The sequence below is a fragment of the Mesorhizobium abyssinicae genome (genome assembly GCF_049887195.1).
GTDB classification, from domain to species: Bacteria; Pseudomonadota; Alphaproteobacteria; order Rhizobiales; family Rhizobiaceae; genus Mesorhizobium; species Mesorhizobium abyssinicae.
Genome location: NZ_JARAKC010000019.1, coordinates 1 through 23,274 on the forward strand (window position 1 = coordinate 1; position 23,274 = coordinate 23,274).

A 23,274-nucleotide genomic window follows, 5' to 3' on the forward strand; every position below is an offset into this window, starting at 1 on the left:
ACGTCTCGCTCTCCTGATCCCATCATGCGGCGGCCCAAGCGCCGACCGCGAAGAGAAGCGAGTGACCCGCGGAACGGTCCGAGAAAAAGTGCAGGAGCACCTTGACCACGACGACCCCAATCAGAGAGGACTCTCAATGACAGCGGTTCTCTATCAGATCGTCCGAAGCTCGCCGGCTGACGTCTTTCCGGAACGTTTGTCCTGCACCAGTTCATAGCTGACCTTCTGACCATCATTGAGGCCCCGCAGGCCGGATCGCTCAACGGCCGAAATATGCACGAACACGTCCGGGCCACCCTGGTCAGGCTGAATGAAACCAAAACCCTTTTGCGAATTGAACCATTTCACCGTCCCGGTAGCCATATAGTGTCCTTTTTTGATAGGATGCCGCGTGCCGATCAAGCATACCAATGACGGCCATCGATTGCCAACACGGAAAGCGCACCGGGCTTGGGGGGAATGTCTCGAATGCGCCTACGTCAGCCGTTCAGGTGTAAATTCGTGACTACTAAGACCCGACATTCGCTGGATGCGAATTGGCCTAGGGCCGCTGCAAAGAGTACCCGCGGACTGCTGGTACGTCGACGGGCACGCACATCAGCTTTGGAGCCGGCCTCGAAGTCAGTGCTTGTCGGGTGAGCGCCTCTTCGTCCACCAGCCTGAGTCCTGCTGTAGCAAACATCCTCCGCTGATCCAGTTCGTTCAACACAGGCGACGGCAAAAGCAGTTTGACCCCGTCGGCTCGCAGGAATTCGGCGGTTGACATGTTTTCCTTGTCGCGAAAAGCCATCGCCCATTCAAATGCTGGCAAGGTGAAGTGGCAGATTCCGCCCGGCTTGAGGATGCGCGAGACTTCCTGCCAGAAGAGCGGTGAATTGTAGGGGTCGCCGAGCGACGAAATAAGTACGTCCACGGAAGCGGCGGGCAGCCCGGTAGCTGCCGCATCAGCCAATACCAGGCGAGTGCCGAGCCGCTGCCAGTCTGCCGAATAGGCGAGCATCGACGGAGAGTTGTCCAGAAGCGTAACGTATCCAAGGTCTCCCCCTGCCGCCCTCCAAGATGGCGCTAGCAGCGATTGACCGACACCAACTTCGACAAGCCGTTTTGCTGCTCCCGAAGCCAGCTCAATCCGCGGGGTGAGATAGGCGGCGCTCAGCTCTCGCAAGCTCGCGCAGGTGGGATGCCGCCGCGGATCGTAGTACTCACTCGCTATCTCGTCGTAGCTCGCATGCCTCGGAGGGGAGGGCTTTGGGATCGCGTTCACTTGCCGGCATCCTTCAGATCGAGATTAGGTCCTGCGGCCCTGAGTGGTGTCATTGCCCTCTCGACGGCCTCTGCCAAGGCCACCACAGAGCACTGTGTCTCTAGCGAGCGGGCGAACGTTTGAGCTACTGCATCCTCGCCGAAGGCGTTTTCCTTGGAGGAATCAAGATAGAGAATGCCGCTTTCGGTTCCACCTGCTCTGAGAACTACGCTCAGGCAGGAATGCTTGTTCTGCAGGACGCCGTGCGTTTCGCTGAGGGTCATCCCCCAACGTTCGACCAGCGCCTCGTCGGACTGCACGTTGCCGAATGCGTTTCCCGTACCATGTGACTTTCCCGAGCGCCAGCTTCGGCCGATGATCCCATATCGTTGCGAGAATCTACGATGTGCGCCTCCGCCTTTGGGATAGTAGTCGACTAGCTGGTACAGGAACTCCTTGAAGACAATGTCTCTCACGTGGAGTGTCGCCCGTATGTCGGACCGGCTTAGCCCCGACACCTTGACGATGATTTCATCTTCAACAACGGAGGCGAGCAGGCGGTCTAATGCATGTCGCCCAGAAGTGTACGCGGTTCTGGAACAACGACATGCATCAAAACAAGGACTTAAAGCGCGTCGCCTGAATCCGTTTCAGCGCGACGCGCTTTAGGTTCTGCACGTCTGCCATCCGCTCATATTCCACCCGTGCATCTTCGATCAACTCGCCGAATGACCTGCGGAGTTCCTTGCGGACCGTATCCGCGGCCTCGACGCTAATTTCCATCTCGACACCGCCGGCCTTGATCGAGCGTACCATCGTGAATCCCGCGCCAAAGAAACGACGCAAGCGGTCGATGGTGAGTGCGAGGATAAGGGCAAGCAGTAGGCTGACCGGCCACGCAATCTCCCCGACGAAGGTCGCCCACCAAGGCGCCTTGTCGGACGATGCATCCGTATTCTCATGACTCGATATGCCCGGATTCAAGTTATGGTCGGCAAGCGTATCGATCGCCTTGGCCTCGGGCGAGCCCTTTTCAGTCGAGGCAGGTGCGGGTGAGGTGCTGGCGGATGGCGACTGGGTCACTGAAACAGTCGGTGGGGTCGGCGTAGCGGGCGATGAGACATGTTGCACTGGTGCAACCTGCGCGAATAGCAAGACGATCGCAGCGCTGATGATGGACGAAATCCCGGCCGAAACCGCCACTAATTTGATCGCCGGGTTCACCAGATACTTCCTCCCTCAACCTGGCGCGGAATGGTTTGCGCTCCCTCATTCTATCTCAAGAGCGGGGAGCCGATGCAATCCAATCGGCTCAATGGCTCAATGAGAAGGTATCGATCAGTAGATTTGCCTAGAATGATGGATTCGCCTCGAATGGAATATCCTACGGCGAACGCGCCGCTCAAAATGCCGAGCCTTGGGGACCCTCCGAGGCACTCGTCGACAGAACACTTGACGAACATACGACACAACGATATTGTTGTGTCATGCTTCCTGACGCCGACTCAGCTACCGGTTATCTTCCTCTCGGAGTTCACGATGCCCCGTGGAACGAGGTCGCGCCCCGGTTCAGCGCCAACGGTCACCGGACCCGACTCGTTGGAGGTCTGTTGGCGGCCCTTCAGAACCTAGCGGGCGCCGGTTGCCGATCGGTGCTCCTCGACGGAAGCTTTGTTTCTCAAAAAGAACTGCCGGAGGACTATGACGGAGCTTGGAACACTCAAGGGGTCGACCCCTATCGCCTTGACCCCGTACTGCTCGATTTCACGAATGGCCGAGCAGCCATGAAATCTAAATATCTGGGCGAGCTCTTTCCGGCGAGCTTATTCGCCGCCCCTGGTGTGCTCTACCGCGACTTCTTCATGAAGGATCGCAACGGGGTGCCCAAGGGCGTCGTTAACATCGATCTCGGGAGTCTGCCATGATCAGCAACGAACGGCAGTACAAGATCACACGGAGCGAAGTTGATCGCTTTCGCAAAGCTATTGGCGAGCTCGCGAATAGTCCTGCGCGCGACGATGTGCATCCCCGCCTACGGCAAGCAGAACGTGAGGCGATGGAAAGCCAGCTTGCCGACTTGCAGGCGGAAATCGCTGAGTATGATCGCCTCAAGTCCGCCGATCTCTCGATGATCTCGATCAACTCGTTCGATGAACTGGCCGATGGGCTTATCCAGGCGCGGATCGCGGGTAGACTCAGCCAGAAGGATCTCGCCGAGCGCCTGGGTCTCAAGGAGCAGCAGATCCAGCGCTACGAAGCCGAGCGCTACGCTTCTGCCAGTTATCAGCGCCTGCGCGAAATCGCCAGCGCGCTCGGTGTACGCATCAGGAACGATATCCTTCTCCCAGTAGCCGCCGATGGTTTCGCAGGGCTTGTGAGCAAGCTGCGTCAGGTCGGGCTTGACCGCGAGTTTCTATTAACGCGGTTGTTGCCGTCGGCAGATGCCGCGCGCGCCAGTGGCGAGATTGGGAGCGAGGACGACGGCTATGCTTTGACTGCTAAGACTGGCGCCGTCCTTGAGCGCGTGTTCGGCTGGACGCGAGACAATGTCTTCGGTGCGCAGGCGCTTGTCGCGCCGCGCTTCGCCGCGGCTGAAGCACGGTTCAAGATGCCCCCCAATCGCGCCCAGGCTGCAACCAGCCTCTATGCGGCGTATGCGAACTATCTCGCCGTCGTCGCGCTCAAGGGCGCGCGATCGCTACCTAAGGCGGAAATCCCGACCGACGCGGCGGCTATGCATCGGTATATTCTTAGGAGTCATAACACCATAGACCTCAAGAGCGCGCTCCATACAGCCTGGGACCTGGGCGTCGTCGTCCTGCCGTTGCGCGACCGCGGCACCTTTCATGGCGCATGCTGGCGTTACGAAGGACGCAATGCAGTGGTGCTAAAACAGACCTCGCGCCACGAGGCGCGGTGGCTATTCGATCTGCTACACGAGGTCTTCCATGCCGGCCAGCGACCCGACGCAGAGACGTTGGAGGTGATTGAGGCCGACGAGACTTCTTCCGATCGACGTAACTCCGACGAGGAGATCGCAGCCAGCCAATTTGCGGGTGATGTCGTCCTGGACGGCAAGGCCGAAACCTTGGCTCAGGCTTGCGTTCAAGCTGCTCGCAATTCCATCGAACGGCTCAAGAGCGTCGTTCCCCTGATTGCGGCAAAGAACTCGGTCGGTGTCGGCGCGCTCGCGAACTACCTCGCATTCCGTCTGTCGTGGCAGGGTGTAAACTGGTGGGGGGCAGCCGCAAACTTGCAAGCCGACGACGGCGATCCGTGGACAATCGCGCGTGACGTCTTCGTCGAACGCTTTCCGTACGAAATTGACAACGAGCTCGATCGACAACTGCTCGATCGGGCGCTTCATTGAGGTTTTCACGTGACTGAGTTCAAGAAACCCCCGCCGCTCGACATCAAGTGCACGTCGACCGACTGCGACAACGATCTTCATTGTTTCAAGCAGCTGAAGAAGATGACGCCCGATCAGCGCGGCAAGTGTCGAGCCTGCGGAGTGGACCTAGTCGATTGGAAGCGACTGCACCGCCGCGACAAGGCTGATGCAGCGCACACCTTTGTTGCGCTTCAGCACGAACTGATCCGTCACCACTTCTTCCATCGCCCAGTCGATGACGTCGCGATGCGCCATGCCCAGCGCAAAGGCCGCGACGCGCTGAAGGAAGCTGCGAGAGATCGTCTTGGCAAATATCTCGCCGTGGCAGAGCCGCCCCGTGACGGTTACCAGACGCCGCTTGAGGGGAATGCGATTTACTATGCGCAGCACGCAACGGCCACATGCTGCCGGACTTGCCTCGAATACTGGCACGATATCCCGAAAGGCCGCCACCTGACGCCGGTGGAGTTCGACTATTGCGTGACCCTACTCTACCTCTTCCTTGACGAGAAGTTGCCCGATCTGGCCGACGAGCCCGTTAAGGTGCCTCCGCGCCGTCGGGGCCTGCCACCTGAGCCGGAGGGGCCGCACTCATGACGAGCGTAGCGAAGCCGATCGACACCCGGCGTTTCGCTGAGCAATTGCGCGCGCGTGCCATCGACGTCGCGCATGGCCGCGTCCTAATCTCGCGTCTGGCAGGGTCGGGCCAGGAGATCGACCTTACGCTGCCGGCGAACTGCAATGGCTATGGACGTGTCCGCCATTTTCGGCTCGCGACCGCCGAAGGCTGGCCCGCCAATCCGCTTCCAATCGCGCCCGCTTGCCGCGCGCTCGGCATTGCCCCGGTTCCCGAGGTAATGACGGCGCTTGTCTTCCAGAACGCCGCCTGCGCCTGGCGTTGCTGGTATTGTTTCGTCCCGGAGGAATTACTCAAGGCCGACCTTAGTCACTCGGAATGGTTCACAGCTACCGAACTCGTTGACCTTTATCGCCAGATTCCCGACGTCCCCCGGATAATAGACCTCTCCGGAGGTTCTCCGGATCTCGTGCCGGAATGGACACCTTGGATGATGAGGGCTCTCATCGACGCCGGTCTCGCCGAGACGACTTATCTCTGGACTGACGACAACCTCAGCACCACTTACCTGTTCGACGAACTCGCGCCTGCCGATCTCGCTCTCATTCACAGCTATCGGAACTACGGCCGCGTCTGCTGCATCAAGGGTTTCGACGCACGATCCTTCTCCTTCAACACCCGCGCCGCCTCACGAGACTACGAGCGACAGTTCAAGATCCTGCGGCGCGTGCTTGCGTTAGGACTGGACGTCTACGGCTACGTCACGCTGACCTCGCCGCATGACGATGGCATCGCACAGGGTGTCGCCGACCTGATGGATCGACTACAGGCGATCGATCCTAATTTTCCGCTTCGCGTCGTCCCACTGCGCATCCAGATCTTCACTCCGGTCGAGCAAAGGCTGTTGCGCGACGAGGCGCGCGAGAGGAGCCTCGTCGTCCAGGAAGAGGCGATTGCTGCTTGGACGAGCGAGCTTGAACGGCGGTTTTCATCGGATTTGCGCGCCTTGCACATCTGCGATGTGCCCCTCCGCACGAGGGTCGCATGATCCAGTCGCGTCGTTCGCTTTCGCAAATTGCCTTTGAAGCTAAGGTTGACGCATTGATTTGCGCAGCGACATCAAATGGCGCGACGAACTTCGCGGCCCTTCTGCACGGTTTGCCGGCAGTTTATCCGACTGAGCTGCTCGCGTCGCTGGATCGGCTTGCCGCAGGCGGCATGATCAACTCGGCATTCGCTGCGTTGGTCCGTCAACAAGCCGCAGCGACTGGGTCGGACACCGTCGAAGGCCGGTCTTTGCTACCCTTGCCGCATCCGCTCGATTTCGAGTGGCGGTTCACTCCCGACGCGGCACGCTCGCTGCTCAATCGCGCCGCCGAAATGACGCCGGCCGGTGCCGACATTCTATTGTTTGGAACTCCTGGGCTTGCCGTCGAAGCATTGACCTTGCCGATCGGCCGACGACTTGCCTTTTTGGCCGAAAACAACAGCGTTACGGATCGGGTCTTGGAGCTCAATCGCGCCACTGGTTCGCCACTCTCCATCGCGTTCTGCAGTGGCGGTCTTCCCCGCCAGAGCGCAGACGCCGTTCTTCTTGATCCGCCCTGGTATCTCGACTTCGTGCGGCCAATGCTCGCGGCTGCGGCGCATGCCTGCCGTCCAGGCGGCGTGGTGCTGATTAGCCTGCCACCCGACGGGACACGGCCGAGCGCCGAAGCTGACAGGCAAAAGGTTATCGGCTTCGGCCGGAGGCTTGGGCTCGACCCAATCGAGCATTGTCCACTGGCCATCAGCTATGAAACGCCATTCTTTGAACGCAACGCTTTGGCCGCTGCCGGGATCTATCCCCCGCAGCACTGGCGGCGAGGCGACCTCTTGGCGTTCAGGAAGGCGCGGGCGCCGACCCGGCACTCCCTCGCCCTTTCAGCACAACGTCGCGAATGGACCGAAGCTCGCATCGGGCGCATGCGGCTCTTCGTACGCGCAAATGGCGAAACCCGTTCCGGCGAGGCTGGCCTTACCTCGCTGATCGATGGCGACGTGCTGCCAACGGTGAGCCGACGCGACACGCGCCGTCGCTTGGCGCAAGTTTGGACATCTGGCAACCGGATTTTCCGAACCAATAATCCACAGCTTGTTCTTGAGGCAGCAATTTCCTGTGCTGGCGAGACGATGGGCTCTGGTGTCCAGCCACGCCTTTGGGGCACTATGCAAGAACACGAGCAGCTTGAGCGAATTGCTGACGAATTGCGGGCCTTGGCGGCTCTCGAGGTACAAGAAGAACGAGGTGCGCCGATGGTGGCCCTTGAAGGGAGCATGACTTGGAGGTCCAGTTCGACGCCTTACTGGAACAAGTCGACAGTCACCATTTCTGGCTGACCTACTTATCCGGCGCGACGCAGCCTACGAGCCGCATCGGGATCCATCTCGCAATCTTCTCTGAACCGTACCTGTCAATGGTGCTGTCGGGTGAAAAGACGATCGAATCGCGATTCAGCCGCAATCGCTGCGCACCATATGGCGAGGTCGGCGATGGCGATATCATTCTTGTGAAGGAGGTTTCCGGGCCGATCTGCGGCATCGCACTCGCGCGACGCACGTGGTGCTATGACCTCGAAGCCGAGCCGCTTGACCGCATCCGCGACCGATTTGGTGCGGGCATTGGAGCTGATGACGAATTCTGGGCGTCCCGAGCCGATTCGCTTTACGCCACGTTGATCGAACTCGGCACCCCCGCGTCCATCGCGCCCGTAAACTGTGACAAGCGTGACCGTCGCGGCTGGGTTTCGTTGCGGCCTCGGCAGATGAGTTTCGCCTTCTAATGGGCCTGTTGCTCTGTTTCTCCGGTCAAATCGGCAGTGGCAAGTCGTCGGTCAGCGCGGCCGTTGCGGAGGCACTTGGTTGGCGACGCACCGGTTTTGGAGACTACTTGCGTAGCGAGATCACGCGTCTTGGGGGAAATCCAGACAGCCGTGAGGCGTTACAGGACTTGGGCCAGAAGCGCGTCGATGAGGACCCGAAGTCATTCTGCCGCGACGTCCTAAGCGCTGGCGGCTTTAAGCCGGGCGAAAATTTCATACTCGACGGTGTTCGGCATGTGAGTATTTTCGAAATTCTCGTCGCCGAAAGCAAGCCCACCCAGACGCGCCTCCTGTTCCTCGGAGCTGTCGAGACCACGCGCATCGACCGCATTCAGACTCGGGACGACGCGCAAGATTTCGCTCGCGCAACGTCACACCGCGTTGAGGCGGAATTGGGTGATATGCTTCCGCAACGGGCCGACGGTGTTGTCAATGCCGAACAGCCTTTGGACGGCGTAGTCTCAGATTGTCTCAAGCTGATTACAGGCTGGCAAGAGAGCCCGCTCATTGCAGGCCTGTAGGCTCTGACACTTCTAAATTGGTGGCTGACACGTACGTCTGCCTTCACCATCGGGCGGCACCATGATCCCGATTGCAGACAAGCTGACGACGGTAGCGCAATCAAAACTCGGTTCGGGCCAGATCGAGACCTGAACCTTCTGCTCTATAGGTCTGCTACTCGTTGACTAAGGCTCTGAAGCTGCTGGTCTGCTAACGGCCCCAAACAGGACGCTGACCTCCTCGATGTTGAGCGACGCCATCGCGGACTTCCGCTCCTCCAACTCCAACCCGAGTTGGCCTGCCAACCGACTTGAGGGCAGGCGCGTCGAGCGTTCGCTTCTCTCGTTGTGTTTGCCGGTCGTGCGCACTTTTTTGCCCGGCTGCAGGGCCCAGCTGGGTCTCGGCGACGGGGTTCGTGGTTGGGCCGCCGCAAGGTCGGCATGCTGACTGCCCTCGCGCAGCCCACCCACCTTAGGGACGTGAGCATCGAACACGTCCTTGCGGCCGCCTGTCCCGCGACAAGGCAGACAAACACCTGAGCCACAGAGAAAATAGTTTTAATGCGGCTATGTCGCATGTCCGACATCGTCGGACATGCGACATAGCCGCAAGGGGGATACGTGTGAAGTTGGCCTTCCCCGCGAGGGACGCGTTGTTCCCGTCGCTCATCATGCTTGTTGGTTCGACGGTGCTGATAGGTTGGCACTGGCCGATGATGGGTCTGATCGTTGCCGGCGGTTCACTTGTTTACCTGGCGGTCACCGGTATCATGTCGCTCCGCTATGTCACGGCCGCAGCAAGCCTTGCCAACAGGTGGGACACAAAGCTTGGCGGTGCGCTAGCGGACGCAATCAGCTACAACACAGTGGTGAAGGCTTTCGGCGCCGAAGCTCGGGAGGACCAGCGTCTCGCCAAGATCATCGCCAAGTGGCGGCACCGTGCGCGGCGGACCTGGGTACGTGCCACCCTCGATATAGCTTGAGATCCATGCGGAACCTTTCACGGGGAGAGAATTGCCGAAGCACCAGCAAGGATCGGGCATTCGGAGCAAGCATTTGATCCGACGACTAAGTCTGTACCACCGAGCGCCGGTCGAGTGCGTGCGACGCTGCGGCGACGGCAACGGCGAGCAACGCGAGCGCCGCGCCCACCAGCGGCAGGTCGGCATAGGACACGCCCCAGGAGATGGCGAGGCCGCCGATCCAGGCGCCGCTGGCGTTGCCGACATTGAAGGCGCCCTGGTTGAGCGTGGCGGCAAGGTTCGGGCCTTCGGCGGCCGCCTCGACGACGCGCATCTGCAGCGGCGGAACGACGATGAAGATCAGCATGCCCCACAGGAAGACGATGGCGACGGCGACCGCGGCAACCGCGCCGAGCTTGGCGAAGGCGACGAACAGCAGGGCCATGGCGAGCAACGTGCCGATGACCGTGGGCATCAGCTTCCAGTCGGCTAGCCTGCCGCCGATGACATTGCCGATGGTCATGCCGGCGCCGAAGAGAAGCAGCACCCATGTGACGTTCGCCGTCGACAGGCCGGAGACGTCGGTGAGGTAAGGTTTGATGTAGGTGAAAACAGCAAACAGGCTGGCCGAAGCGAGCGAGGCGATCAGCATTGCCAGCCACACCTGCAGCTTGCCGAGCACGCGGAGTTCGTCGCGCAGACCACCGCCGCTCGGCTCCGCGACATCCGAGGGCACCAGCCAGGCGATGGCCGCGACCGAGATCAGGCCGATGCCGACCACGGCGAGGAAGGTGGAGCGCCAGCCGAAGGCTTCGCCGAGCGCGGTGCCGGCAGGAACACCGAGGATGTTGGAAAGCGTCAGGCCGGCGAACATCAGGGCGATGGCGCTCGCCCGCTTGTTGCGCGGCACGAGGCTCGCGGCGACGACGGAGCCGATGCCGAAGAAGGCGCCATGGCCAAAGGCGGTGACGACGCGCGCTGCCATCAGCAGCCAGTAGTTCGGTGCGATGCCGCAGAAGAGGTTGCCGATGACGAAGAGCGCGGCGAGGCCGACAAGCACGGGTTTGCGCGGCAGGGGCGCGGTTGCCATGGCGACGATCGGTGCGCCGAACACGACGCCCAGCGCATAGCCGGTGACCAGAAGGCCAGCCGAAGGGATCGAGACGCCAAGGTCGGCGGCGACGTCCGGCAGCAGGCCCATAATCACGAATTCGCTGGTGCCGATGCAGAAGGATGCTATGGCAAGCGCTAGGATTGGCAGCGGCATGAGACGTCCCTGCTAAGACGGTCCAAGACCGAGATTGTCTGAACGGCCGCCATGCACGAGCTGCACCATAGCAACACTGGAATCAGAGGAAGGAGAGCGGCCTTTTTTCTACTAGAGGGCGGGCTGTTGAGGTGGGCGGCTTCTGAGCGATGGTCGTCAACAGGACTGTTCTGGCTCAAGCGACCTGACGTTTCTCTCTCATGGGCAACTGTGGAGGAAACGAAAATATGATGAGCTGCCGACGCCGATTGCCTCCCCGCAAGTTGAGGGAATCTTGGCGAGAACTGCGGCGGCTTTGTTCCGATACTTGCCGTTGGCCACGGCGTCACATGCCTGCGCCCACGAGCACGGTTCGGCGTGGAAATCATGTCTGTTCTTGCTGCTCGCCGGGAACCCCCCCGTGAACACAGGATGACGAGGTTCGCTGAACTGGCGACTCTAAACATTACAGCGCTGCGCTCCAGTTTGGAGCTCAATGCCCCTGATGCTGCAAGCAAGCGCTATGCCACTTTGGGATTTTGTCCCCTTTTCAGGCTCCCCGAGCTATAGGCGTTGAACGAGAAAGCATCATGCCCACGCTCGCAGAGCCGCCTTGACAGGCTTCGGTCAGGTCACGCTCGCTTGCCTTAGCAAGGGAGCTGTTTGCCACGTCTATTCAGAGGGTGCCGGGCAATTCTGGTTCTGCGAGGTCTGGTCGCTGTTGAATGCGAATGTCTACGATCGAGGGCCTCTATTTCGACGCACGCCACATTCGGTCTGCGCTTTCTCGCGGACTTCACGCGCTGCTGCAACCATGCTCATCAGCGCGGGGCGGACTCCTCCCATCGGCGTGTTTTGAGACCGCAATCCGGATTGACCCACAATTGGCCGTCCACCAGTCGCTCTCGGGCAAGCCTAAGGAGATTGGAAAATCTCGCTCCCTCAACTGCTGATTTCCTCGACCCTAATCGCCTTTCTGGAGGCGGCCGTTTCTGCCCGTGACTTCATTCAATTCTCTGCATCGCCTTATGTTGGCCGTGCGGCCTCTGATGTCTTTGGATGTCAGTCGATCGTTGCCAGTTCGGCGCGAGTCCGACCATAGCTCCTGGTCGCATCGTGATGGTGATGCGGCCTGCCCCTGGGGCGTGACATGCGTCTCGCTTTTGCCAAGCAAGTCGGAGTGCCGCCGCCATCAAGGCCGCCTTTTAGGGCGTTGCTTCAGTCTTGCCGTTGGATCCTCGCGCAGATGGGGATCTGGCCTGCGAGATCAAGATGATCGCCGACAACTGCGACACCGGATGGCCACCTGGAGCGGATGGTCGGCGAGGAAAAGCACCGGTTGGCCGCTATGCGGCACTTGGATCGCGCCCCCGGGGCGTTCCTTTCCGATGGAAGTTCTGCGGTATCACCCCTCTCCAAAGGCTCCACGCCAGCAAGGCGCACCCCGACACGGCTCGATTCGGCCGTCACCTGCCAGTCCTGCGCAAGCAGTGTCTCGAGGCCTTTCTCCGTAAACCAGTCAGTCCGCGGCCCAAGCAAAATGTCGAGAGTGACGGTGTCGCCTGCCTTGGGCAGCATCTGAGGCCAGGGCCGACATGGATCGACGAATGTCGCCCGCAAGGACTGGCTCGGACCAACCTTTGCCAATGAGTCAGTTGCCGCCGAATTCAAAACCTTGTCGATAAGAAAACCGCCCCGAACGCCAGCTAGGTTCGCGTGCCTTCCAGGGGAATTCGAGGGTCAGTTCGTCTTGCGCATTGAGTGCGAAGGGCCGCCCAAGCGGTGCACCGACGCTGTGCTCGTCGGCGGTGCGGACCGTCATCGGCGATGATGCCCCGTGGTGGCCAGCGTCACCGATCGATCGGCCTTCACGGCAAATCCACCATAAGCGATCTCGATCACCGCCGAATTCCCAGGTTGCCGACGCAAAGATTGGCTTCGATAAGGCTTTTGCGATCGAGCGCTCCAGATTCCGACACCCCCTGACCAGCCTGGCCGGGCCGACCGAGATCCTGGAAAAGGGCAGGGCGGTCGTCGCGGGTAACGAGAAGACCGCCGCCATTGCTTGAAGCGGTCGTGCACTTCGAGAAGGCGGCCGAAACGTCGGAAACAACGGCCATAGCTGTGCCCTTTGCCATGTCTCGGAAGCGCACCCGGTCTCCGGGTGCGAGGAGCGCCGCGCGATCTCGGCTCGTGTCCCACACCTTCAACGGCGTGTGTCCGAGGGGTGCCACCCGCCGGGGCTGTCCGTGGGATAAATCCCACCGAACTTGCCTCCAAGTGCCACAGAACCGGCAGGAATGCGCAGCCGCAGACTTTTGCGCCGCGGCACATCGAAGGCAGGATCATCGCAGGTCATGTAAGCAAAGCCCGGCGCAAAACCGGTACAGGCAACAGTGTAGGTCGCCTCGGTATGCCGACGGACAAACTGTTCGATCGGCCACCCGAGGAATGCAGCCACATCGTTGTGACCGCCCCGTCATATGTAACGGGGATCTCGAAGGTCTCCCCGTGCCGGATGGAACGGTTCGACAGGTCGACATTCGCTGTGGCAACAACCAATGCAAAGCGTTCGGTCGCAAGCGGGTCGAAGCGCATTAGTAGCGTACGGGCAGCCGGCACGAGTTCAATCACCCCGTCAGGCCAATCAGCTTGCAGCGCATCGTGGAGAGTCAGCGTGGCCTCCAGATCGTCGAGTTCGACGAGCAAGGCGCCTGTGCCCGCAGGTAGAAAGCGGTAACGGTCAGCCATGGGTGAAACTCTTCAGTTCGACAACGTTGCTGACGAGCGCGTCACGAACCGCGATCGATACTGCGGCCGGCGTATCGCCGTGGACGCAAGTCGACTCCGTTTCGAGTTCAATTGCGGTGCCATCGACGGCAATGATGCGTCCTTCTTTGACCAAACGCAGCATGCGCGCCGCGACTAATCCCGGCTCATGGATGACCGCCCGTGGAAGGCGGCGGCTGACGAGACTGCCATCGGCGTCGTAAGCTCGGTCGGCAAAGGCTTCGCAGACAACTCTCAGCCCAACTGCGCGCGCCTGCTCGATGATCGGAGCACCCGAAAGCGCCATCAGCGCGAGCGAGGGATCTATCGCCTTGATGCCGTCGATGACGCCAGCTCCCTGCGTGTGTCGTGCGCGATCGTGTTGTAGAGCGCGCCGTGTGGCTTGATGTATCGGACCGTGGTGCCGGCGGCTTTTGCGAGCCCCTGTAGCGCGCCGATCTGGTAGATGACGTCCCCGATCAGCTCCTCCCTTGTCGGATCCATGTTGCGCCGGCCGACCGCGTTGGCGGCGTGGTGGCGATGGCGACGCTGTCGGCCTCTACCCTTTCCTGCTCAAGCTCTACGCCGATGGCGGCTGTCAGGGGCCGGAGTTTCGCAAGGGGCTGAAGAAGGCGATCGCCCAGGTGAACGTCGAGATCGCCGAGCGGTCCGATCAGGCCAGGGGCTTCATCGTCTTGCCCGGGCGCTTGGCCTTGGAGCGCACCCTCGCATGGCTCGGCCGCTGCCGCCGCCTCGCCAAGGCATCAGCCATATTTTGCAGGCCCCCGCGCGACATTGCAATCGCCACCACGCCCAGCGGCCCACAGGCGCCGACTTGTTCAGTAAGCCGGGCCTGCGCGTGGCTGCGTTTCCTCGTCCAATCGCCACCTTCTGCTCCCGTCTGAAGCAAAATCGCGCGGCTCTGACATGGATCAGGGCAAACAAGCCGCGACTGCGCAATTTATGCAATGCGGATCTGGCGTCCGCCGCATTTTCCAGATCGGGCCTTGCAATGAAATTCGGCACAGAGATCGTCCTTCTAGGCCTGTTTGCTTTCGCAGCAGTGGTGGCTGCCGGCTTCGGCGTGGATGAACCTTTTCGCCAGCACATGTGGGTTCTGTTCTTCAGCGTGGCTGGCTTCAATGCGATGCTAATGCGCAACATCGACTTCAAGCCAGCAGTTCCAATCGACCCCGCAGCTTACATGGATGGACCAATCCGCTACGGGTCCATCGCCACAGTATTCTGGGGCGTTGTCGGCATGCTGGTCGGCGTCATTATCGCGCTTCAGCTTGCTTTCCCCGACCTCAACATCCAACCCTGGTTCAATTTCGGCCGGCTGCGGCCGCTGCACACTTCCGGGGTTATCTTCGCTTTCGGCGGCAATGCCCTGCTTTGCACGTCGCTCTATGTGGTCCAGCGCACGTCACGCGCGCGCCTCTTCGGCGGCAATCTCGCCTGGTTCGTCTTCTGGGGCTACCAGCTCTTCATCGTCATGGCCGCGACCGGCTATCTGCTGGGCATCAGCGAAGGCCGCGAATATGCCGAGCCGGAATGGTATGTCGACATCTGGCTGACGATCGTCTGGGTCGCGTACCTGATCCTTTTCCTTGGCACCATCCTGAAGCGCAAGGAACCGCATATCTACGTCGCCAACTGGTTCTACCTCTCCTTCATTGTCACCATTGCGATGCTGCATGTGGTCAACAACCTATCGATGCCGGTCTCATTGCTCGGCTCGAAGAGCTACTCGGCCTTCGCGGGCGTTCAGGATGCCCTCACCCAGTGGTGGTATGGGCACAATGCCGTCGGCTTCTTCCTCACCGCCGGTTTCCTAGGCATGATGTATTACTTCGTGCCCAAGCAGGCTAATCGGCCGGTCTATTCCTACCGCCTGTCGATCATCCACTTCTGGGCGCTGATCTTCCTGTATATCTGGGCCGGGCCGCATCATCTTCACTACACTGCCCTTCCAGATTGGGCTCAGACGCTGGGCATGGTGTTCTCGATCATGCTGTGGATGCCTTCGTGGGGCGGCATGATCAACGGCCTGATGACGCTGTCCGGCGCCTGGGACAAGCTGCGCACCGATCCGATCATCCGCATGATGGTGACGGCCGTTGCCTTCTACGGCATGTCGACCTTCGAAGGCCCGGTCATGGCGATCAAGACCGTCAACTCGCTTTCACACTACACTGACTGGACCATCGGCCACGTTCATTCCGGCGCGCTCGGCTGGGTCGGCATGATCTCGTTCGGCGCCATCTACTACATGGTGCCGAAGCTGTGGAACCGGCCGCGGCTCTACTCGACCCGACTCGTGACGTGGCACTTCTGGCTCGCCACGCTCGGCATCGTCGTCTATGCGGCGGTCATGTGGGTTTCCGGCATCATGCAGGGCCTGATGTGGCGTGAGTACGACGAACAGGGCTTCCTGGTCTACTCCTTCGCCGAAACCGTCGCCGCCATGCATCCCTACTACATCATGCGCGCCGCCGGCGGCGCGATGTATCTGTCCGGCGCCCTGATCATGGCCTGGAACATCACCATGACCATCCGCGGCTACCAGCGCGAGGAGCAACCTCTGCCGGGCTCCGCGCCCGCCCTGAAGCCCGTGCGATCAGGAGCCAGAAAATGGGCTTGATGGATAAACACGCGGCCATCGAGAAGAACGCGACCCTGCTTCTCGTCGGATCCCTGCTGGTCGTGACCGTCGGCGGCATCGTCGAGATCGCGCCGCTCTTCTATCTCGACAACACGATCGAGAAGGTCGAAGGCATGCGGCCTTACTCGCCGCTCGAACTCGCCGGTCGCAACATCTACGTGCGCGAGGGATGCTATCTGTGCCACAGCCAGATGATCAGGCCATTCCGCGACGAGGTGGAACGCTACGGTCATTACAGCCTGGCGGCCGAGTCGATGTACGACCACCCCTTCCAGTGGGGATCCAAGCGGACGGGACCCGATCTCGCGCGCGTCGGCGACCGCTACTCCAACAGCTGGCATGTCCAGCATCTCAGCGATCCGCGCTCCGTCGTGCCGGAGTCGATCATGCCGAGTTACGCGTTCCTTAAAGACACACCGATCGAGGTGAAGAAATTCTCGACGCATCTGGTCGCGAACAGGCGCGTTGGGGTGCCCTACTCCGATGACATGATCGCCAATGCCAATGCGGATCTGATGGCACAGGCAGATCCCAATGCCGACACGTCAGGCCTCGAGGCGCGCTATCCGAAGGCCAAGGTCGGTGATTTCGACGGCAACCCCCAGCAGGTCACCGAGATGGACGCCCTGGTCGCCTACCTGCAGATGCTCGGCACCCTGGTCGATTTCAAGAACTACGACGAAGGCGCCGGCTATCGCTGAGGAGAAACAACTGATGGACTACAATTTGATGCGGGAGTTTGCGGACAGCTGGGGCCTGCTCGCTTTGGCGCTCTTCTTTGCTGGATGCGTTGCCATCGCGCTCCGACCGGGCGGTCGCGGCCAGGCTGATGAAGCCGCCCGCATTCCCCTCAAAGACGATTGATCATGAGCACACAGCATATCGATGAGTTGTCGGGCGTCTCCACGACCGGTCATGAGTGGGACGGCATCAAGGAACTCGACAACCCGCTTCCGCGCTGGTGGGTGGTCACCTTCTACGTCACCATCGCCTGGGCGGCTGCCTACACCATCGCTTATCCGGCATGGCCGATGCTGACCACGGCGACAAAGGGTGCGCTCGGCTATTCGAGCCGCAACGACGTCAAGAACGAGTTGGCGGCGGCAGATGCCGCCAAGGCCAAATATGTCGCGGCTGTGGGATCGAAGACCGTGTCGGAGATTGTTGCTGACGACGCATTGCGCGAGTTCGCCGTCGCGGCCGGCTTTGCGGCGTTCAGGGTCAATTGCGTGCAGTGCCACGGCTCCGGCGCGCAAGGGTCCAGCGGTTTTCCCAATCTCAATGACGACGACTGGCTGTGGGGCGGCAACGCCGAGGAAATCCAGCAGACGATTACGCATGGCATCCGCTTCACGTCAGACCCCGACACGCGCGTGTCGGAAATGCCCGCTTTTGGTGAGGTCATCACGCCTGAGCAGATCACCCAGGTCAGCGCCTATGTCGCCAGCTTGTCGGGACCCGTCAGAGACGCCAGCCTGGTCGAGCCCGGCGCCAAGGTCTTCGCGGACAACTGCGTCGCTTGTCATGGTGAGAACGCAAAGGGCGGCAGAGAATTCGGCGCACCCGATCTGACCGATGCGATTTGGCTCTACGGCTCTGGGGAAACGGCAGTCGCTTCTCAGGTGCGAGCCCCGAAGAACGGAGTGATGCCCGCCTGGGTCGGCCGCCTCGGCGAGACGACGGTCAAGGAACTTGCAGTCTATGTCCATTCGCTTGGCGTTGGAGAATAGGAACGGCGGCCTATTCTCGGCCCTCCCCCCCGCCAAGCGACGAGGCCCGGCGCGAGCCGGGCCTCGACCGCGTCGGCAGCCCGCGATGACCTTCCTCAACGCGACGCTGCCCGCATGCGGTAAAGTTTGCTCAACCGTCGGCCAGAACCGGTGGTCGGGCGTCCGCCGCGAAAATTGTCGCTGGTGACCGGAGCTTCTTGTGCTTGATAACAAGCAAATAGAACGGCTCGAAGCCAAAGCGGTCAACTCCGCCAGGACGCGACAGCCGCTCTATGCCGCGCGCAAGAAGATCTTCCCCAAGCGCGCCTCAGGCAGCTTTCGTCGCTTCAAATGGCTGGTGATGGCGATCACGCTGGGCATCTACTACCTGACGCCGTGGCAGCGCTGGGATCGCGGCGCCTTCGCACCCGACCAGGCCGTTCTCATCGACCTGGCGAACCGCCGCTTCTACTTTTTCTTCATCGAGATCTGGCCGCAGGAGTTCTACTATGTGGCCTGCCTGCTGGTCATGGCAGGTGTCGGCCTTTTCCTGATCACATCGACGGTTGGGCGAGCCTGGTGCGGCTATGCCTGCCTGCAGACGGTCTGGGTGGACCTGTTCCTTGTGGTTGAACGGGCGATCGAGGGCGATCGCAATGCCCGGATGAAGCTCGACGCCGCTTCCTGGACGGCTCGCAAGCTCTTCCTGCGCGTATCCAAGCATGCCGTCTGGCTCGTCATCGCAGTTGCCACGGGCGGCGCCTGGATCTTCTATTTCGCCGATGCGCCGAAACTACTCGGCGAAGTCGTCACTGGCACGGCAGCACCCGTCGCCTATGTCACGATCGCCGTACTCACCGGCACCACCTACGTGTTCGGCGGGCTGATGCGCGAGCAGGTCTGCACCTACATGTGCCCATGGCCGCGTATCCAGGCCGCCATGCTCGACGAAAATTCGCTGACGGTGACGTACAACGACTGGCGCGGCGAGCCGCGTTCAAGGCATGCCAAAAAGGCCTCGGCCGCCGGACAATCGGTCGGCGACTGCGTCGACTGCAAGACCTGTGTCGCCGTCTGCCCGATGGGGATCGACATCCGCGACGGCCAGCAGTTGGAGTGCATCACCTGCGCTCTGTGCATTGACGCCTGCGACAGCATCATGGAAAAGCTGGGCAAGGAGCGGGGGCTGATCTCCTACGCGACGCTTTCCGACTACAACTCCAACATGGCCGTGGCGACGGCAGGCGGTACCCGCCCGATCGATCCCACCCTCGTTCGGACGGCCGGCGGCGCTTTCTCCGACAAATTGGCGCATTTCCACATTCGCAAGATCTTCCGGTTGCGCACCTACATCTATCTCGGTGCATGGTCGGCCATCGGGCTGGTCCTCGTCTATTCGCTGCTGACGCGCGAGCGGCTGGAACTGAATGTCCTGCATGACCGCAATCCTCAGTTCGTGACGCTTTCGGACGGCTCGATCCGCAATGGCTACACAGTGAAACTGCTGAACATGACCCCTGAGCCGCGAACCATTGTCGTCACGATGCGGGGCCTGGAAGGCGCGCAAATGAGCCTCGTTGGCTCTGACGTGCCGACAGGCCGTTCCTTCGCTATCCCGGTCGAGCCCGACCGCCTCAAAACGTTGAAAATCTTCGTGCGCCAGCCCGCCCGTCAGATCCGGGGCCAGACGCAGACCTTCACATTCATCGCAAACGACAAGGCCAGTTTAGAGTCAGACCGATACATCGCCACCTTCAACGCGCCGGAGAGGACCAAGTGAGCACCGCAACAGAGCAACCTCGCGAATTCACCGGCAGGCATATGCTGTTTACTATCCTCATCTTTTTCGGGGTGATCATCGGCGTCAACGCGACCATGGCGACGTTCGCCAGGACGAGCTGGACCGGACTTGTCGTCGAAAACACTTACGTAGCCAGCCAGCAATTTAATCAGAAGGCCAGGGAAGGCCGGGCGCAGGCGGCCATGGGCTGGACCGGCAAACTGACGATCGCGGCAGGTGAGGTCCGCTACTGCCTCAGCGCCGCCGGCAAGCCGGTCGCTCTGCACGGCGTCAGGGTGCTGTTTCGTCATCCCGCCTACGAGGCGCAGGACAAGACCATCACCCTTGCTCCCGCTTCCGGTCAGACATTCGCGGCGCGACATACGCCGAAGGATGGCGTCTGGATTGTCGAAATCGATGCAGATGCCGGCCTTGCGAAGCCCTATCGGGAAGTCCGCCGTGTCGTCGTTTCCAATGGGGCGTTGCAATGAGTTGCTGTGCACCTGGCGCCGGGACAGTAGCGGATTCAGGCAGGGTCAAGCCAGACCTGGCCTTAAACCAGGAAATCAGGTTGGCGAGTCGCCGTCTTGGCAACAGCATCATTGAGACTGACCTTTCGGTCCCGACGGTCCGCTGCGGAGCCTGCATCCAGGCGATCGAGGCAGCACTCGGAAAACTCGACCGTGTCGAGGGAGCGCGCGTCAACCTATCGACGAAACGGGTGACGGTGCGATGGCGCGAAGGTGAGGTGCCCCCGATCATAGCCACGCTCGAAGGACTGGGTTATCCGGCGCATCTGTTCGAAACCGACGGCCACGAGAAGGACGGCACGCTTTCGGAACTGGTCCGGGCAGTCGCGGTCGCAGGTTTCGCGGCGGGCAATATCATGCTGCTTTCGGTCTCTGTCTGGTCGGGCGCTGTAGGGGCAACCCGCGATCTGTTCCACTGGGTCTCGGCGCTGATCGCCATCCCCGCGCTTGCATTCGCCGGCGGCATCTTCTTCCGGTCGGCCTGGAATGCTCTGCGACATGGTCGCATGAACATGGACGTTCCGATCGCCGTCGGAGTGTCGCTCACTTACGCCATGAGCCTCTACGAAACGGTCAATCATGGCGAGCACGCCTATTTCGACGCATCGGCATCGCTGCTGTTCTTCCTGCTGATCGGCCGGACGCTGGACCACGTGCTGCGCGAGCGGGCCCGAACCGCCGTCAAGGGCCTGTCCCGGCTGGAGGCCCGCGGCGCCATGGTTCTGCGCGATGACGGCGCACGCGACTATCTGCCGGTCGGCGAGATCGAGCCGGGCATGCGTGTGTTAATCGCCGCTGGCCAACGAATACCCGTCGATGGCAGGATTGTCCGAGGCTCGTCGGATTTCGATTGCTCGCTGGTTTCCGGTGAGAGCAAGCCCAGGGCCGTGGTATCAGGGGAGACGGTGCAGGCCGGCATGCTCAACCTGACCGGCCCGCTGACTGTCGAGGCGACTGCAGCCGCCAAGGATTCCTTCCTGGCGGAAATGGTCCGCCTGCTGGAGGCCGCCGAAGGCGGCCGCGCCCATTATCGCCGGATCGCCGACCGCGTTTCCGCGCTTTATGCGCCGGTGGTTCATCTGACGGCCTTCGCGACGTTTCTTGTCTGGCTGGCGGCCAGCGGGGACTGGCACAGGGCGATGACGATCGCCATCGCCGTCCTGATCATAACCTGCCCCTGCGCACTCGGCCTTGCCGTGCCCATCGTCCAGGTTGTCGCCGCGCGACGACTGTTCGACAACGGCATCATGGTCAAGGACGGGTCGGCTCTGGAGCGCCTGGCGGCAATCGACACTGCGGTCTTCGACAAGACGGGCACTCTGACGCTGGGAAAACCCCGGCTGGTCAACAGATCATCCATCCATCCGGCCACGCTGGCAATCGCCGCCGCGATGAGCGCGCATTCCCGCCATCCGCTTGCGCAGGCGATCGCCGGCCTGGCGAGTCCGGCCGCGCAGCCGACATTCAATGAAGTGAGAGAGCATCCCGGTTTTGGCATCGAAGCGACAGCCGCAGGCAGCACCTGGCGCCTGGGTCGGCAGGGATGGGCCGGCTGCAAGGATCGGAACGATGCCGAAGGCAAGCTAGGCGAAACGGTACTGACCCGAAACGGAAGGATCGTCGCTTTCTTTGAATTCGAAGACGCCTTGCGGGCGGACGCGGACACGGCCATTGCGCGGTTGAAACATGCCGGACTAACGGTGGAAATGTTGTCCGGCGATACGGTCGTCGCATGCGCCCAAGTCGCCGACGCGCTACAGCTCGACCGTTTTACCCCCGCTCTTGTGCCATCGGGAAAGGTCGAGCGGATCAGGCAGCTGGCCAATGACGGTCACCGGGTCCTGATGGTCGGCGATGGCCTGAACGACACGCCCGCGCTGGGCGCGGCGCATGTCTCGATCGCTCCGGCTACCGCCGCGGACATTGGCCGCAACGCCGCGGATTTCGTATTCTTTCGCGAGAGCCTACTGGCGCTACCCCTTGCCTTGGACGTCTCACGGATGGCGGGACGATTGGTCCGCCAGAACATCGCCATCGCAATCGTCTATAATGCCATTGCCGTGCCGATCGCCATTCTTGGACACGTTACTCCGCTGATCGCTGCCATCGCCATGTCCGCGTCGTCGCTGCTTGTCATTGGAAATGCGCTACGCCTGCAAAGCCTTGCACCCGCCGAGGTGACGATGGCTCCGTCGGCAACTCGCTCGGGCATTCGCGCATGGGTGCGGCCGTCATGACGACGCTCGTCTACCTTATACCAGCAGCTCTGTTCCTTGGTGCGCTTGGGCTATCCGGGTTTCTGTGGGCATTAAGGAGTGGTCAGTACGAGGATCTGCACGGGGCCGCTGAGCGCATCCTCATCGACTGGGACGACAAGCCGGAACGCTGACCCGACTACTGTGTGGACGATTGTGCGGGTCGTCAGCCGAGTTGACTTGGTTGGGAACAGACGGCCAACGCTCCACAGCGAGCTCCCAAGCGACATTCGGCGTCGATTAGCCCTACCGCTCGAAGGACTTTGTAGCCCGTTCCCCATGCAGGCGGCTGATGTGACGAAGTAATCTCGCACGGCGGACAAGCGTGTCCGTTTGCTTAGAAATGCTGCCGAGCCGGCGCGAGCGGCGCGAAGAACGGATCAGGATTAAGTTTGCCGAACTTGCACCCGGAGGGAAGCACGTCATTCCAGTATGACGTGACCATATGGCCGACATTTTCTTAGGCGTTGAGCAGTCGCGCATGAAACCCGCCGCTGCCGGATTTGTCGCGTCTGGCTGATCCAGATCAAGGTTATCTCCTCACCGGCGTGGTTACGTCGACCAATCCTTCAAGGGAGAACGTATGTCTAACGGACAGTTTGGTCGTCACCATAAGCGAACCGCCCGGGTGAGAATCCCGCTTGCTAGCTGGCTGTGTGCCTGGCTGGGTGCGCACAAGGGCTGGGCCTGTCGACTGCGTTCCTGGCTGCATCCTTCGTTGCGGATTTATGCGCATTCTTGTGCCCAGCGGCTTGAGGCGATGCGGCGCACACTGGTAGCCGGGGC

General features: G+C 61.2%; 24 protein-coding genes and 4 pseudogenes. 17 read left to right on the plus strand and 11 right to left on the minus strand.

Annotated features, from left to right (window positions below; genetic code table 11):
- Nucleotides 1-153: 153 nt before the first annotated feature.
- From PU724_RS27030 to PU724_RS27045, 4 genes are all read right to left on the minus strand, one after another.
- Complete coding sequence (locus PU724_RS27030; protein ID WP_354424644.1) at nt 154-363, minus strand: cold-shock protein; 210 nt, start codon at nt 361-363, stop codon at nt 154-156.
- A gap of 178 nt (nt 364-541) precedes the next feature.
- Nucleotides 542-1,264: a class I SAM-dependent methyltransferase gene (locus PU724_RS27035; protein WP_354424642.1), complete on the minus strand. Its 723-nt coding sequence runs from the start codon at nt 1,262-1,264 to the stop codon at nt 542-544.
- On the minus strand, nt 1,261-1,719 hold the full coding sequence (locus PU724_RS27040; protein ID WP_354424640.1) for a hypothetical protein: 459 nt from the start codon (nt 1,717-1,719) through the stop codon (nt 1,261-1,263). Before PU724_RS27040 ends, PU724_RS27035 begins: the two co-directional genes overlap by 4 nt.
- A gap of 136 nt (nt 1,720-1,855) precedes the next feature.
- Entirely contained in the window at nt 1,856-2,467 is a 612-nt protein-coding gene (locus PU724_RS27045) for a hypothetical protein (RefSeq protein WP_354424639.1), read from the minus strand.
- A 263-nt stretch (nt 2,468-2,730) separates the two neighbouring features.
- On the opposite strand from PU724_RS27045, the gene PU724_RS27050 reads away from it, so the two are divergent.
- The 8 genes and pseudogenes from PU724_RS27050 to PU724_RS27085 all read left to right on the plus strand — a co-directional run.
- Nucleotides 2,731-3,168 (plus strand): DUF6932 family protein, encoded by a 438-nt coding sequence (locus tag PU724_RS27050; protein WP_426213684.1) that lies wholly within the window; start codon nt 2,731-2,733, stop codon nt 3,166-3,168.
- Complete coding sequence (locus tag PU724_RS27055; protein ID WP_354424635.1) at nt 3,165-4,613, plus strand: helix-turn-helix domain-containing protein; 1,449 nt, start codon at nt 3,165-3,167, stop codon at nt 4,611-4,613. Before PU724_RS27050 ends, PU724_RS27055 begins: the two co-directional genes overlap by 4 nt.
- A gap of 9 nt (nt 4,614-4,622) precedes the next feature.
- On the plus strand, nt 4,623-5,231 hold the full coding sequence (locus PU724_RS27060) for a DUF4186 family protein (RefSeq protein WP_354424633.1): 609 nt from the start codon (nt 4,623-4,625) through the stop codon (nt 5,229-5,231).
- Nucleotides 5,228-6,259, plus strand: coding sequence for a radical SAM family protein (locus PU724_RS27065; protein ID WP_354424631.1), 1,032 nt, complete (start codon nt 5,228-5,230; stop codon nt 6,257-6,259). Before PU724_RS27060 ends, PU724_RS27065 begins: the two co-directional genes overlap by 4 nt.
- Nucleotides 6,256-7,590: a hypothetical protein gene (locus tag PU724_RS27070; protein WP_354424629.1), complete on the plus strand. Its 1,335-nt coding sequence runs from the start codon at nt 6,256-6,258 to the stop codon at nt 7,588-7,590. The genes PU724_RS27065 and PU724_RS27070 overlap by 4 nt, the downstream gene beginning before the upstream one ends.
- Nucleotides 7,533-8,033, plus strand: coding sequence for an ASCH domain-containing protein (locus PU724_RS27075; protein ID WP_354424627.1), 501 nt, complete (start codon nt 7,533-7,535; stop codon nt 8,031-8,033). Before PU724_RS27070 ends, PU724_RS27075 begins: the two co-directional genes overlap by 58 nt.
- A complete protein-coding gene (locus tag PU724_RS27080) occupies nt 8,033-8,593 on the plus strand; it encodes a hypothetical protein (protein ID WP_354424625.1) in 561 nt (186 codons plus the stop codon). The genes PU724_RS27075 and PU724_RS27080 overlap by 1 nt, the downstream gene beginning before the upstream one ends.
- 629 nt (nt 8,594-9,222) lie before the next feature.
- Nucleotides 9,223-9,546, plus strand: a pseudogene (locus PU724_RS27085) (ABC transporter ATP-binding protein); the annotation flags it as partial.
- 94 nt (nt 9,547-9,640) lie between these two features.
- Here PU724_RS27085 and PU724_RS27090 read toward each other — a convergent pair.
- From PU724_RS27090 to PU724_RS27120, 7 genes and pseudogenes are all read right to left on the minus strand, one after another.
- A complete protein-coding gene (locus PU724_RS27090) occupies nt 9,641-10,801 on the minus strand; it encodes an MFS transporter (RefSeq protein ID WP_354424623.1) in 1,161 nt (386 codons plus the stop codon).
- A gap of 714 nt (nt 10,802-11,515) precedes the next feature.
- A pseudogene (locus PU724_RS27095) lies at nt 11,516-11,724 on the minus strand (hypothetical protein); the annotation flags it as partial.
- 274 nt (nt 11,725-11,998) lie between these two features.
- Nucleotides 11,999-12,451, minus strand: a complete 453-nt coding sequence (locus PU724_RS27100) for a 5-oxoprolinase subunit C family protein (protein WP_426213685.1) — start codon at nt 12,449-12,451, stop codon at nt 11,999-12,001.
- Nucleotides 12,432-12,842 carry a hypothetical protein gene (locus PU724_RS27105; protein WP_426213686.1) on the minus strand — a complete coding sequence of 137 codons (411 nt, stop codon included), beginning with the start codon at nt 12,840-12,842 and terminating at the stop codon, nt 12,432-12,434. Before PU724_RS27105 ends, PU724_RS27100 begins: the two co-directional genes overlap by 20 nt.
- A gap of 144 nt (nt 12,843-12,986) precedes the next feature.
- Complete coding sequence (locus tag PU724_RS27110) at nt 12,987-13,241, minus strand: carboxyltransferase domain-containing protein (protein ID WP_354424615.1); 255 nt, start codon at nt 13,239-13,241, stop codon at nt 12,987-12,989.
- Nucleotides 13,136-13,531 (minus strand): carboxyltransferase domain-containing protein, encoded by a 396-nt coding sequence (locus PU724_RS27115; RefSeq protein ID WP_354424614.1) that lies wholly within the window; start codon nt 13,529-13,531, stop codon nt 13,136-13,138. Before PU724_RS27115 ends, PU724_RS27110 begins: the two co-directional genes overlap by 106 nt.
- Nucleotides 13,524-14,065, minus strand: a pseudogene (locus PU724_RS27120) (LamB/YcsF family protein); the annotation flags it as partial. The pseudogene PU724_RS27120 and the gene PU724_RS27115, both read right to left, overlap by 8 nt.
- On the opposite strand from PU724_RS27120, the pseudogene PU724_RS27125 reads away from it, so the two are divergent.
- The 9 genes and pseudogenes from PU724_RS27125 to ccoS all read left to right on the plus strand — a co-directional run.
- A pseudogene (locus PU724_RS27125) lies at nt 14,018-14,310 on the plus strand (transposase family protein); the annotation flags it as partial. The pseudogenes PU724_RS27120 and PU724_RS27125 overlap by 48 nt on opposite strands.
- A 251-nt stretch (nt 14,311-14,561) precedes the next feature.
- Nucleotides 14,562-16,193, plus strand: a complete 1,632-nt coding sequence (gene ccoN, locus PU724_RS27130; protein ID WP_354424612.1) for a cytochrome-c oxidase, cbb3-type subunit I — start codon at nt 14,562-14,564, stop codon at nt 16,191-16,193.
- Complete coding sequence (ccoO, locus tag PU724_RS27135) at nt 16,184-16,915, plus strand: cytochrome-c oxidase, cbb3-type subunit II (RefSeq protein WP_354424610.1); 732 nt, start codon at nt 16,184-16,186, stop codon at nt 16,913-16,915. Before ccoN ends, ccoO begins: the two co-directional genes overlap by 10 nt.
- A 13-nt stretch (nt 16,916-16,928) precedes the next feature.
- Complete coding sequence (locus PU724_RS27140; RefSeq protein WP_354424608.1) at nt 16,929-17,078, plus strand: cbb3-type cytochrome oxidase subunit 3; 150 nt, start codon at nt 16,929-16,931, stop codon at nt 17,076-17,078.
- Between the two features lie 2 nt (nt 17,079-17,080).
- The gene (gene ccoP / locus PU724_RS27145) at nt 17,081-17,944 is read left to right on the plus strand and encodes a cytochrome-c oxidase, cbb3-type subunit III (protein ID WP_354424607.1); all 864 of its coding nucleotides are present in this window, start codon (nt 17,081-17,083) and stop codon (nt 17,942-17,944) included.
- Between the two features lie 199 nt (nt 17,945-18,143).
- Nucleotides 18,144-19,703, plus strand: a complete 1,560-nt coding sequence (ccoG, locus tag PU724_RS27150) for a cytochrome c oxidase accessory protein CcoG (protein WP_354424605.1) — start codon at nt 18,144-18,146, stop codon at nt 19,701-19,703.
- 41 nt (nt 19,704-19,744) lie between these two features.
- Entirely contained in the window at nt 19,745-20,194 is a 450-nt protein-coding gene (locus tag PU724_RS27155) for a FixH family protein (protein WP_426213692.1), read from the plus strand.
- Complete coding sequence (locus PU724_RS27160; RefSeq protein WP_354424601.1) at nt 20,191-22,470, plus strand: cation-translocating P-type ATPase; 2,280 nt, start codon at nt 20,191-20,193, stop codon at nt 22,468-22,470. The genes PU724_RS27155 and PU724_RS27160 overlap by 4 nt, the downstream gene beginning before the upstream one ends.
- Nucleotides 22,467-22,622 carry a cbb3-type cytochrome oxidase assembly protein CcoS gene (gene ccoS / locus PU724_RS27165; RefSeq protein WP_354424599.1) on the plus strand — a complete coding sequence of 52 codons (156 nt, stop codon included), beginning with the start codon at nt 22,467-22,469 and terminating at the stop codon, nt 22,620-22,622. Before PU724_RS27160 ends, ccoS begins: the two co-directional genes overlap by 4 nt.
- The last annotated feature ends 652 nt before the right edge of the window (nt 22,623-23,274 follow it).